Source organism: Streptomyces sparsogenes (assembly GCF_001704635.1).
GTDB classification, from domain to species: domain Bacteria; phylum Actinomycetota; class Actinomycetes; order Streptomycetales; family Streptomycetaceae; genus Streptomyces; species Streptomyces sparsogenes.
The window spans coordinates 1-13,551 of record NZ_MAXF01000206.1 but is presented as its reverse complement, the minus strand read 5'-3'; the positions used below and the strand labels follow the sequence as shown (position 1 = coordinate 13,551).

Below are 13,551 nucleotides of genomic sequence, written 5' to 3'. Positions count from 1 at the left end.
CGACGTGGACCGCTTCGACCCGCTGTTCTTCGGTATCTCCCCGCGCCAGGCCGAGCTGATGGACCCCCAGGAGCGCCTGTTCCTCCAGAACGCCTGGCACGTCCTGGAGGACGCCGGCTACCGCCGCTCCGACCTGGCCGGCCGCCCGGTCGGCGTGTACGTCGGCGTGATGTACGGCGAGTACCAGTTCCAGGGCGCCCTGGACGCGCTGCGCGGCGGGCGGCCGCTCACCGGCTCGTCCTACGCGAGCATCGCCAACCGGGTCAGCCACGCCCTGGACCTGTCCGGTCCGAGCATGGCGCTCGACACCATGTGCTCCTCCTCGCTCACCGCCATCCACCTGGCCTGCGAGAGCCTGCGCAGCGGCGAGAGCGAACTGGCCATCGCCGGGGGCGTCAACGTCTCGATCCACCCGTACAAGTTCGCCTTCCTCAGCCAGGGCCGCTTCCTGTCCTCCGACGGCCGCTGCCGGGCCTTCGGCGCGGGCGGCGACGGCTATGTGCCCGGCGAGGGCGTCGGCGCCGTCCTGCTCAAGCCCTACCGCAAGGCGCTGGCCGACGGGGACCGCATCCACGGCCTGATCCTGGGCAGCGCCGTCAACCACGGCGCCCGGACCAACGGATACAGCGTGCCCAACCCGCGCGCCCAGCAGCGCGCGATCACCACCGCGCTGGAACGGGCCGGCGTCACTCCGGAGGACATCGGCTACGTCGAGGCGCACGGCACCGGCACCGCCCTGGGCGACCCGATCGAGCTGACCGGCCTCACCCACGCCTACCGGTCCGCCGACGCCGCGCCCGGCACCTGGCCGATCGGCTCGGTCAAGTCCAACATCGGGCACCTGGAGTCCGCGGCCGGCGTCGCCGGACTCACCAAGGTGCTGTTGCAGTTCCGGCACCGCACCCTGGTGCCCTCGCTGCACTCGGCCGAGCTGAACCCCAACATCGACTTCGAGCGTTCCCCGTTCCGCGTCCAGCGCGAGCTGTCCGCCTGGCCCGACGGGGACCGGCCGCGCCGGGCCGGCCTCAGCTCCTTCGGCGCGGGCGGCGCCAACGCGCACCTCGTCCTGGAGGAGTCCCCGAACCCCGACCCGGTCACCGACGTACCGGCGGGCGAGCAGCGCGCCGGCGAACCCGTGCTGTTCCTGCTGTCCGCCCGCGACGAGGAACGGCTGCGCGCCTACGCCGAGTCGGCCGCCCGCTTCGTCCGGACCGAGCACGTGCCGCTCGCCGACCTGTGCTTCACCACCCAGGTGGGCCGCGAGCCCCTCGACGCCCGGCTCGCGGTGGCGGTCACCGACGGCCGTGAACTCGTCGCCGCCCTGAGCCGGTTCGCCGACGGCGGCCCCGCCCCCGACCTCGCCGACGCCGGGCCGCTGGCCGAGCCGGCCCGCCGCTGGCTGGGCGGCGCCGACGTGGACTGGGCGGCCTGGCACGCCTCCCGGCCGGGCACGGCCCCCCGGCGGGTACGCGCCCCCCGCTACCCGTTCGCCCCGGAGCGCTACTGGATCCCGCTCGACCCCGACCTGGGCACGGGCGCTCCGCACCCGCTGGTCGACGCCAACGAGTCCACGGTCACCGAGGTCCGCTTCCGCAAGACACTGCGCGCGCACGATCCGCTGCTGCGCGACCACGTGATCGAGGGCCGGCCGCTGCTCGCGGGCGCGGCGACGCTGGAGTTCGTCCGCGCCGCCGCCGCGCTCGCCGAGCCCGGCACCCGGCACGCGCTGCGCGAGGTGGTGTGGGGCCGGGCCGTCGAACTCGCCGAGGGCCGGATGGAGCTGTACGCCTCCTTCCGCCCGGACGGCACCGGCCTGGCCTTCGAGGTGTACAGCGGGACCGGGGCCGGCCGCACCACCCACGCCCGCGGCAGTGCCGTCCCGGCCCCCGCCGCCCCCGAGGCCGCCGAGGACCTCGCCGCGCTGCGCGCCCGTCTGTCCGTCGTACGCGACGGACCCACCGCGTACACCGAGTACGCGGCCGCCGGGTTTGCGTACGGGCCCTCCTTCCGCGTCATCGACGAGATCCGGGTCGGCCCCGGCGAGGCGCTGGTCCGGCTGGCCCGGACCGGCACCGCCCCGGACACCCAACTGCCCCCGGAACTCCTCGACGGCGCCCTGCGGGCCTGCCACTGGACCGGCCGGACCACCGCGCCGCGCCCCGGTGAGCTCGCCGTGCCCTTCAGCCTCGGCGCCCTGGACCACTTCGCCCCGCTGCCCGAGGTCTGCCACGCGCACGCCCGGCTGGTCGACGAGTCGGCGGGGGTGCGCCGCTTCGATCTGACCGTGTACGACGACCAAGGCCGCGTGCTGGCCTCCGTACGGGACTTCGCGGGCCGTCTGCCCGGCAGCCAGGCGGCCCCCGCGGCCGGCGCCCGGACGGCGCTCGCCGGCCGTGTGTCCGCCGTGCCCACCGGGGAGGCCGTGCCTCAGCCCGCCTCGGGCGAGCCCCGACTCTACGAGCCGTACTGGCGCCCCGCCGCCGACCCGGAACCGGCGGAGGGCGCCGGGACCCTCGTCCTGCTTGGCCGCGCCCCGGAACTGGAGTCCGCGCTGGCCGCGACCGGCGTGTGGCGGCGCGTCGTCGCCATCGGGGAGGACACCGGCCGACTCGCCTCCCTCGCCGACGAGGACGGGCTCGACCTCGCCGTCGACCTCGCCGCCGTCCTCGGCGACGCGGACGACGGCTCACCCGCCGAGCTGCTCGACCGCGCCTGCGCCCCCGTCCTGGACGTGCTCGACGCGGCCCGCACCGGCGTGCTGCCCGGCCGGGTGCGGTGCCTGGTGCTGCATCCGCAGAACGCCGGAGAGGACCGGCCGGAGTGGGCCGCCCTGGCCGGGTTCGCCCGCTCCACGGGGCCGGTCGCGCCGCGCGTGGAACTGCTCACCCTCGGCGTCGACATCGCGGCCCCGGCCACCGAGGTCGCCCGGGCCGTGGCGGTGGAACTGCGCGCCGCGCCCCGCGCCGCGGGCCTGGAGGTCCGCCGTACGGCCTCCGGCGAGCGGCAGGTACGGGCCCTGCGCCCGCTCACCGGCCCGGCCGCCCCGGCCGACGTGCCGCTGCGGGACGGCGGCGTGTACATCCTGACCGGCGGCGCCGGCGCCCTCGGCCGTGTCCTCGCCGAGCATCTGGCCCGCACCCACGCGGCCAAGCTGGTGCTGATCGGCCGCTCCGAGCCCGACGAGCGGACCCGCGCCTGGCACCGCACGCTGACCGGCCTCGGTGCCGAGGTGCTCGCGCTGCGCGCCGACGTGGCCCGGGCCGACGAACTCGGCGCGGCGCTGACCGCCGCCCGGGACCGGTTCGGCGCCCTCCACGGCGTGTTCCACCTGGCGGGCGTCGCCGACCAGGGCCGTGCCGACGGCGACCGGGAGCGCTTCGCCCGGCTGCTCGGCGCCAAGACCCACGGCCTGGTCCACCTGGACCGGCTGACCCGCGAGGACCCGCTCGACCTCTTCGTGGTCTTCTCCTCCCTCTCCTCCCTCATCGGGGACTTCGGAGCGGCCGGCTACGCCACCGCCAACCGCTTCGCCGACCTCTACACGGTGCTCCGCGACCGCCGGGTGCGCCGGGGCGAGGGGCACGGCCGCAGCCTGTCCCTGGCCTGGCCGCTCTGGGCGGTCGGCGGGGTCGACGGGCTGGTGCACGAGGAGGAACTGGCCGCGTACACCCGCCGCAGCGGGATGCGGGCGCTGAGCGCGGAAGCGGGCCTCGACCTCCTCGCCCGCTCCTTCGCCCCCGGCGCCTCGTGGCTCGTGCCCGCCTGGGGCGACCCGGCGGCCGTCGACGCCGCCCTGACGGGCACGCCCGCCCCGTCCCGGCCCACCCCGTCCCGGCCTCTCGCGTCGGACCCCGTCCAGTCGGCTCCCGGCGCCGCCCGCGCCGGCCGGCTCCGGGAGCGGTTGGTGGAGCACCTGCGCGAGGTCCTCGCGGGCGTGCTGAAGCTGCCCGTCGGGCGCCTCGACAGCCGCGTCCCGCTGGACGACTACGGCCTGGACTCGGTGCTGGTCATGGAGACCAACTCGCTGCTGGGCAAGGACTTCCCGGGCCTGCGCGGCACCGTGTTCTTCGAGTTCCGGACGGTCGACGAGCTGGCCGACCACATCCTCGCCGAGCAGGCCGACGCCGTCACCCGCCTGTTCCCCGAGGAGACCGAGCCGTCCCCGCAGGGGACCGAGGCGTCACGGCAGGAGACACCGCTGTCGCGGCAGGACACCGCCCCCGCTCCCGCGTCCGCGCCGGCCCCCGGCCCGCACACCCCGCCCGCCGGCCGGGACGCCGACGAGCCGATCGCGATCATCGGCATCAGCGGCCGCTATCCCCAGGCGGACACCCTGGAGGAGTTCTGGCGCAACCTCGCCGAGGGCCGTGACTGCGTCACCGAGGTCCCCGCGGACCGCTGGGACGCCGACGCCCTGTTCGACCCGGATCCCGACGCGCCGGGCCGCAGCTACGGCCGCTGGGGCGGTTTCCTGTCCGACGTCGACTCCTTCGACTCGCTGTTCTTCCAGATCTCGCCCAAGCAGGCCCGCACGATGGACCCGCAGGAGCGGCTCTTCCTGGAGACGGCCTGGTCGGCGCTGGAGAACGCGGGCTACCCCCCGTCGCGCATCCCGGCGCCGAGGTTCGGCGGACAGGGGCATGACGTCGGCGTGTTCGTCGGCGTCATGTGGGACGACTACGCGATCCTCGCCGCCACCGAGTCCGCGCGCGGCAACCACCAGGTCGTGCTGGCCAACCGTTCCGCCATCGCCAACCAGGTGTCCTACTTCGGCGACTTCCGCGGCCCGAGCGTGGTGATCGACACCGCCTGCTCCGCGTCCCTGGTGGCCGTGCACCAGGCGTGCGAGTCGATCCGCCGCGGCGAGTGCTCGTACGCCATCGCCGGCGGCGTCAACGTCGCCGTGCACCCCGACAAGTACGTCCACCTCAGCCGCAAGAGCATGTTGTCCACCGACGGCCGCTGCCGGGCCTTCGGCGCGGGCGGCACCGGGTACGTGCCGGGCGAGGGCGTCGGCGCGGTGCTGCTCAAGCGGCTGTCGGACGCGGTCCGCGACGGTGACACCGTGCACGCCGTGATCCGGGCCAGCGCCGTCAACCACGGCGGCCGCACCAGCGGCTACACCGTCCCCAATCCCCACGCGCAGCAGGCGCTGGTGGAGCAGGCGCTGGCCGCGGCGGGCATCGACGCCCGCACCATCGGCTGCGTCGAGGCCCACGGCACCGGCACCGCCCTGGGCGACCCGATCGAGCACACCGCGCTGGCCCAGGCCTTGGCCGCGCACACCTCCGACACCGGGTTCTGCGCGCTCGGCTCGGTGAAGTCCGCCATCGGCCACCTTGAGGGCGCCGCCGGGATCGCCGGGCTCACCAAGGCCGTCCTCCAGCTGCGCCACGGCACCCTGCTGCCCACCCTGCACGCCGAGGAACTCAACCCCGTCATCGACTTCGAGAACTCGCCGTTCACCGTGCAGCGCGAGACGGCGCCGTGGCCGCGCGCGTACGACGGCGACGGCCGTCCGCTGCCGCGCCGCGCCGCCGTCAGCTCGTTCGGGGCGGGCGGCACCAACGCGCACGTCATCGTGGAGGAGTACCTGGCCCCCGAGCCGGCCCCGGCCGGGCCCGAGCAGGCGGAGCTGATCGTCCTGTCCGCCCGCGACGAGGACCGGCTGCGCGCCCGCGCGGCCGACCTGGGCCGCACCCTCGCCGAGCCGGATGCCCCCAGGCTGGCCGACGTCGCCCACACCCTGCGCGTGGGCCGCGAACCCCTCCCCGTACGGCTGGCGTTCGTCGCCGCGGACCTCGCGGACGCGGCCGGCAAGCTCGCCGCCGTCGGCCGGGGCGAGGGCGGCCAGTGGCTGCACCGGGGCCGGGTGGAGCAGCATCCGCCGCTGGCCGGCCTGCTGACCGACGGCATCGGCGGCGAGGAGTTCCTCGCCGGCCAGATCGCGGCCGGCGCCGACGACCTCCTCGGCCGGATGTGGGTGTCAGGCGTCACCGTCGACTGGGACCTGCTGGACCGCCTGCGCCCCGCCGGGCGCCGCCGGGTACCGCTGCCGGCCTACCCCTTCGAGCGGGCACGGCACTGGCTCGACACCACGCCCGCCTCCACCCCCGCCCCCGCGCAGGGGACGCGCCGCTGGGAGCGCCGGCTCGCCGCCGACGAGCCGGTGCTGCGCGACCACGTGGTCGACGGGCGGCCCATCCTGCCCGGCGTCGGCCACCTGGACCTGGTCGCCGAGGCGAGCGGGGGACTGGCCGGGCGGGCCTGCCTGGACGTCCGGTGGGTCGTCCCGCTGGCCCTGAGCGGGGCCGAGGAGACGGTGGCGGTGGCCTTCGACGGCGACCGGTACGAGATCCGCGGCGCCGACGGCGCCGTACGCTCCTGCGGCCGCCTCGCCGCCGCCCCGCCCGCGCCCGCCCCCCTCGACGTCACCGCGCTGCGCGCCCGCCTGGACGAAGGCGCGGGCGAGGACTCCTTCTACCGGGCGCTGGCCGGGCAGGGGCTGCCGTACGGGCCGTTCTTCCGCCGCGTCCGGCGGGTGTGGACCGGCCGGGACGAGGTGCTCGGCCGGATCGGCGAGGCCGCGGGCACAGACCCGGCGCACGCCCTGCACCCGGGCGTCCTGGACGCCGCCCTGCACACCGTCGCCGCCCTGCTGGTGCGCCGCCGGGGCCAGGACGCCCGGCCGATGCTGCCGTTCGCGGCCGACCGCGTCGAGGTGTTCGGCCCGGTCCCGGCGACCGGCTGGTCGTACGTCCGGGAGACCGCGACCGACCGCTGCGAGGTGCTGCTCTGCGACGACACCGGCGCGGTGCGGGTCCGGTTCGAGGGCCTGACCTACCGCGAGGCCAAGCCGTCCGCGGTGGTCGTGCACCGGCCGGTGTGGACCGCCCGGCCCGCCGAGGAGCGCGCCGCGGCCGCCCGCAGCGTGCTGCTGGTCGGGGAGCGGCTGGACGCCGAGCCCGCCGCCGGCATCGCCCGCGCCCACCACGGCGCCGACGTACGGCGGCTCCCGGTCGGCCCCGGCGGCCTCGCGGACGCCGAACTCGACCGCGCCCTGGCCGGATCCGGCGCACCGGACCTGGTCTACTTCCTCAGCCCGGCCCCCGGGCGCGAGCCCGAAGGCCGCGCCGAGCTGCGCGCCCTGACCGACCGGGGCCCGGTCGCCCTGTACCGCCTGGTGCGGGCGCTGGCCCGGCACGGCGTGCTGGAGCGCGAGACACGCCTGAAGGTCGTCACCACGGACGTCCACCCGCTGGAGGCAGGCGACGACTCCTCCCCGTGGGCCGCCGGGACCGCCGGCCTGGCCGCCGTCGCGGCCAAGGAGTTCCCGGCGCTCCGCGTGGCGCTCGTCGACGTACGCGCGGCGGAGGCGGCCCGGGCGGCCGACGCGATCGTGGCCGAGCCGTTCCCCGCCCGGCCGGTGCCGGTGTCGCTGCGCGCGGGCGTCCGCCGGGTGCGCAACCTGGAGCGGGTCGAACTGCCCGCCGCGGCCCCCCGGTTCCGCCCGGGCGGCGTCTACCTGGTCATCGGCGGGCTCGGCGCCGTCGGCCGGGACACCTGCCGGTACCTGGCCCGCGCCTACGGAGCGAAGCTGGTCGTGGTCGGCCGCTCACCGCTCGACGAGACCCGGCGGCAGATCGTCGCGGAGCTGGAGAAGGCGGGCGCCGAGGTCCGCTACCTCGCCCTCGACGCCACCGACCCGGACGCGCTGAAGGAGGCCGTCGAGGGCGCCGTACAGGAGTTCGGCGCCCTGCACGGGGTGATCAACGCGGCGATGGTGCTGGTCAACCAGGTGCTGAGGGAGCTGCCCGAGGCCGGGCTGCGGACCGCCCTGGAGTCCAAGACCGACTCCACGTGGAGCCTGCTGCGGGCGGTGCGCGAGGTGCCGCTGGACTTCGCGCTCTTCTACTCGTCCGGCGTGGCCTTCGAGGCCAACCACGGCCAGGCCGGCTACGCCGCCGGCTGCGCCTTCGCCGACGCCTGTGCCCTGCACGCCGCCCGCACCCTGCCCTTCCCGGTGCGGGTCCTCAACCTCGGCTACTGGCACGCGGGCGGCGACCCGGAGCGGGAGCGGGTGCTGCGCCGCTTCGGCGCCGCCGGCATCCGGCCGCTGAGCGCCGAGCAGGGCATGACCGTCGTCGAGCGGACCCTCGCGGCCGGGCTGCCCCAGGTGTTCGCCCTGGACGCCGACCGGCCCATCCTGGAGAACCTCGGCATCGACCCCGACCGCACCCTGAGCGTGCTGCCGGGCGTCGCGCCGGACCCGCTGCCCGAGGTCCGCTCCGCGGGAGCGTCCGCCGAACTGGTCACGCACCAGCACGCCGTCGCCGAGCTGGAGCGACTGGCGGCGTCCCTGCTGGCATCGGTGCTGCACCGGGCGGGCCTGTCCGACGCGCGCGAGGCGTCCGGGGACGCGGGCGAGGCGTCCGGGGAGGAACTCGCCGGGCGCCTGGGCGTGGTGGCCGAGCACGCCGCGCTGTTCCGGGCCCAGCTCGACATCCTCGTGGAGACGGGCTGGCTGACGGTCACCGGCACCGGTGGTTTCCGTCCGACGGGCCGGGCGGTGGAGCCCGAGGCCGTGTCGCTCGCCGCTCTGGACGGGCTGACGGCCCGCCACCCGGCCCTCGCGCCGGTCGGCACGCTGCTGCGCGACTGCCTGACCGAGCTGCCCGACATCCTCACCGGTCGCCGCCCCGCCATGGAGATCCTCTTCCCCGACGGCTCCGCCGAGCGGGTGGCCGCCGTGTACCGGGGCGACCCGGTCACCGACCGCTGCAACGCGGAGGTGGCCCGGCTCGTGGTCGAACAGGTCGAGGCCCGCCGGGCCGCCGACCCCACCACACCGGTCCGGATCCTGGAGGTCGGCGCCGGGACGGGCGGCACGACGGCGACCGTCCTCGAGGCGCTCGCCCCCTACCGGGACGCGGTGGAGTACGTGTTCACCGATGTCTCCCCGGCCTTCGTCCGCAAGGCCAGGAGCCGGTTCGGCGCGCGGTACCCCTTCGTACGCTTCGAGACGCTGGACATCGAGGCCGACCCGGCGGGCTGGGGGCCGGCGCCCGGCGCCCACGACGTGGTGCTCGGCACCAACGTCCTGCACGCCACCCGGCGGTTGTCCGATACCCTGACGCGCGCCAAGGCGCTGCTGCGGAGGGGCGGGGTGCTCCTCCTCGTCGAGGGCACCAGGCCCCGGCACCAACTGGCGCTGATCTTCGGCCTGACGGCGGGCTGGTGGTTGTTCGCCGACCCCGAGCAGCGGCTGCCCCGGTCGCCGCTGGCGAGCGAGCGGCAGTGGCGGGACGTCCTGGCGGCGTGCGGATTCACGCACATCAGCGCGGCGGCGCCGACGACGGAGGCCGGAGCGGCCTTCCAGAGCGTCATCGCCGCCGTCAGCGACGGCGTGGTGTCCGTCGCCGGGCGACGGGACCCGGCCCCCGCCCCCGTCGCCCCGTCCCCCCTCCCGGTTTCCCCGGCCCCCGCCCCCGTCGCCCCGTTCCCGGCCCCCGCGCCCGCCCCCGCGCCCGCCCCCGCGTCCGCCACGGCTCCGGTTTCCGGTGGCGACGACGAGCTCCGGCGGGTGACGGAGGTCTTCGCCCGGGTCCTGGAGATGACCCCGGACCGGCTCGACCCCGACCTCACCTTCGAGAACTACGGAGTGGACTCGCTGGTCGTCCTCGAACTGACCAGGGCCCTGGAAGCGGTGTACGGACCCCAGCCGGCGACCCTCCTCTTCGAGCGGATCACCATCCGGCAGCTGGCCGACCACCTCCGCGTCGAGACACCCGCCCCGGCGGAACCCGCCCTCGCGTCCCCCGCTCCCGCGGAACCCGCCCCCGCGGAACCCACACCCGCGGAACCCACACCCGCGGCACCCAGGGCCGCGGAACCCGGGGCCGCCCGGGGCGACGACGCCGAGCGGCTGGTCGCCTCGCTGTCCGACGCGGCGGTCGATGAGCTGCTGGCCGAACTGCTCTCCCAGTACGGCGAGCCCGAGGAAGGCGGACGATGACCGCCCTGCCGCGCCCGTCCGCCACAGGCCCCGACACGGACGAAGGGAACCGCCCGTCATGACGGCGTACCAGGCGGCACAGCCGTACGAGTCACCGCTCACCGCGCTTCAGCACGGGATGCTGCTGTACAGCCTCAGCGCCCCGGACGACGGCGTGTACGTGCAGCAGAAGATCGTCACCCTGCGCCATGCCGTGGACGCGACGGTGTTGCAGCGGGCGCTCGACGACCTGGTGGCCCGGCATCCGGTGCTGCGCACCACCTTCGTCCTGGACGACCCGTCCGCCCCCCGCCAAGTGGTCCACCCGCACGGCCGGGCCACGCTGTTCCACGACGACTGGCGCGGCGACGCGGACCCCGAGGGCCGCCTGCGCCGCTTTCTGCGCGAGGACGCCCGGCGTCCTTTCGCCTTCGCCGAGGAACCACCGACGCGCTTCGCCCTGCTGCGCATCGGCCAGGCCGACTACCGGCTGCTGTGGACGTCGCACCACGCGCTGATGGACGGCCGCTCCTACGCACTGCTGCTGTCCGAGCTGTTCGAGTCGTACGACGCCGCGGTCGGGGGCCGGGAGGCCGTGCTGCCCCCGCGGCCCGGGTTCGAGGCGTATGTGCGCCGGCTCGCCGAGCAGGACCCCACGCCGGGGGAGACGTTCTGGCGGGAGTACCTGGACGGGGTCCGCGGCCCCACGCCGCTCGTGGTGGCCACCGAGCGCGCGCTCGGCCCCGGCGAGGACGCCTTCGGCACCGTCCGGGCGGAACTGGACGCGGACACGGTGGAAGCCGCCGCCGCGCTCGCCAAGCGGTGCGGAGGCACCCTCAACAACGTCGTCCAGGCCGCGTGGTCCCTGCTGCTCGGCAGCTACAGCGGCAGCGGCGAGGTGGTGTTCGGCGTCACCAAGTCCCGCAGGTCGTTCGCGCCCGAAGGCCGCGACATGGTGGGCCTGCTGATCAACACCCTGCCGCTGCGGGTGGCCCTCGACGCCTCGGCCACCGGGGCCGACCTGGTGCGCGCCCTGCGCGAGGGGCATCTCGCCCTGCGCCGCGGCGAGCACATCGAGCTGCCCCGCATCCACCGGCTCAGCGCCGTTCCGGACGACTCCACCCTCTTCGAGAGCGTCGTCGTCTTCGAAAGCCGTACCGTCCAGGCCGAGCTGCGGCAGCGGGGCGGAGCCTGGCGGGACCGCGACTTCCACCTGGAGGAACGCAGCAACTACCCGCTCACCCTCAGCGCCTACCAGGACGAGCGGCTGCTCCTCAAGCTCGGCCACGACCGGCGGCGGCTGACGGACGCGGTCGCCCGGCAGGTACTGGACGACACGGTGACGCTGCTCCGGGCGCTCATCGAGACACCCGACCTGCCCACCGGAGAGCTGTGCGCCGGGACCGGCCCGGGCTCCGGCGCGCTGGCCCGGCGCCGGGCGGCGTGCGGCCCCGACGCGCGGCGGCACTGGGCCGAGCGGACGGCCCGGCTGAACCCCCCGAACCCCCCGCAGGCCGACCCCACCGGGCCTGCCCCCGTGGTCAGGATGGACACCCGGCACACGGCCGATCCGGAGCTGCTGCTCGCCGCGGTCCTGGCCTTCGTCTCCCGCGGCACGGAGGAGGCGGACACCGGGGTCGCCCTGCGTTGGCGGCACCTGGCCGCCTGCCCGCCCCACCCGGCGGTGGCGACCCACGTTCCGTTCCCCCTGCCGTACATCGACGACGGCAGGCCCTTCGCCCGGATCCACGACGAGGTGCGGTCTCTCCTGCACGACGACGAGACGATGGGCGTCCCCGCCCGGGACCCGCGGACGGAACGCTGGCCGGTCCGCGTCGAACTGCACACCGGGCCCGCCCCGGGCGGCGCCGCGCTCCCCGGCGAGGCGACCGGCGGCGCGACGGCCCGGCTGGTGCGGATCGCCGAGGACGGCTCGTGGGTGGACTGGGCGGACCCCGACCCGGCGGCGGCCGCGCGGTTCGCGGCCTTCCTCGACGCCGTCGCGGCCGACCCCGGCCGGCCGGTGACCGAGGTGGCGGAGCCGACCCCCGACGAGCGCACCCGTGTGCTGGAGGAGTGGAACGACACCGCGGCCGACTACCCCTCCCACCTCTGTGTGCACCAACTCTTCGCCGACCAGGCCCGGCGCCGCCCCGACGCCGTCGCCGTCGCCTGCGGGGACCGCATGCTCACCTACCGGGAACTGGACGAGCGGTCCGACCGGCTCGCGTCCGAACTCGCCGCACGCGGCGCCCGCCCCGGTGAGCTGGTCGGGGTGGCCCTGAGCCGCTCCCCGGAACTGCTGGTCGGCCTGCTGGCCGTGCTGAAGGCGGGTGCCGCCTACGTCCCGCTCGACCCCGTGTACCCGCCGGAGCGCATCGCGGCCATGGCCGACGACGCGCGACTGCGGCTGGTGGTCACCGAGTCCGCGCTGCGGCCCGCCCTGAGCGGCGTACACGCCGACCTGCTGCTCCTCGACGAGGACCGCGAACGCCCGGCCAGCCGGTGCGTCCCGGCCGGTCCCGACGACCTGGCGTACGTCATCTACACCTCGGGCTCCACCGGCAGGCCCAAGGGCGTGCGGATCGGGCATCGCGCGCTGACGAACTTCCTGTGCGCCATGGCCCGGCGACTCGGCTGCGCCGAGCACGACCGGCTGCTGGCCGTGACCACCGTGTGCTTCGACATCGCGGGACTGGAGCTGTACCTGCCGCTGATCACGGGGGCGCGGGTGGAGATCGCGCCGGCCGAGACGGCGGCGGACGGCTTCGCCCTGGGAGCCCTGCTGGAGCGGACCCGGCCCACCATGATGCAGGCCACCCCCGCCACCTGGCGCATGCTGCTCACCGCGGGCTGGACGGGACATCCGGGCCTGAAGGCGCTGTGCGGCGGTGAGGCACTGCCGTCGGACCTGGCCGATGAACTCCTCGCCAGGGCCGGGGAACTGTGGAACCTGTACGGGCCCACCGAGACCACCATCTGGTCGACGGCCTGCCGCGTCGAACGCGGTGACCGGGTGACGATCGGCCGCCCCCTGGCGAACACCCGCTGCTATGTGCTGGACCGCTTCGGCGAACCCGTCCCGCCCGGGAAACCGGGGGAGCTGTACATCGGCGGGGACGGAGTGGCCGACGGATATCTCGGGCGGCCCGAGCTCACCGCCGAGCGGTTCGTGAAGGATCCCTTCGGGCCCGGCGGTACGCGGATGTACCGGACCGGCGACCTCGTCCGGCAGCTCGCCGACGGCCGGCTGGAGTACCTCAACCGCGTCGACAGCCAGGTCAAGCTGCACGGCTACCGCATCGAACTGGGCGAGATCGAGCACCACCTGCGCGCCCGGCAGGGCATCCGGGAGGCGGTCGCGGTGGTCCGCGAGGACAGCCCGGGCGACCGCCGGCTGGTCGCGTACGTGGTGGCCGACCCCGGCACGGCACCGGACACCGCCGCGCTGCGCGACGCCCTGCGCGGCGTGCTGCCGGGCTACATGGTGCCCGCGGCCGTGGTCGTCCTGGACGAGGTGCCGCTCACCCACAACGGCAAGGTCGACGGCCCTGCCC

Annotated in this window: 2 protein-coding genes; both read left to right on the top strand. The window is 76.1% G+C overall.

The window, feature by feature from the left end; translation table 11 throughout:
- Window positions 1-10,015: SDR family NAD(P)-dependent oxidoreductase (locus tag BBH68_RS36540; protein WP_065968190.1), on the top strand; the 10,015-nt coding region annotated here is incomplete at its 5' end.
- A 58-nt stretch (window positions 10,016-10,073) separates the two neighbouring features.
- A partial coding sequence (locus tag BBH68_RS36535; RefSeq protein WP_170066637.1) for a non-ribosomal peptide synthetase occupies window positions 10,074-13,551 on the top strand: 3,478 nt, incomplete at its 3' end.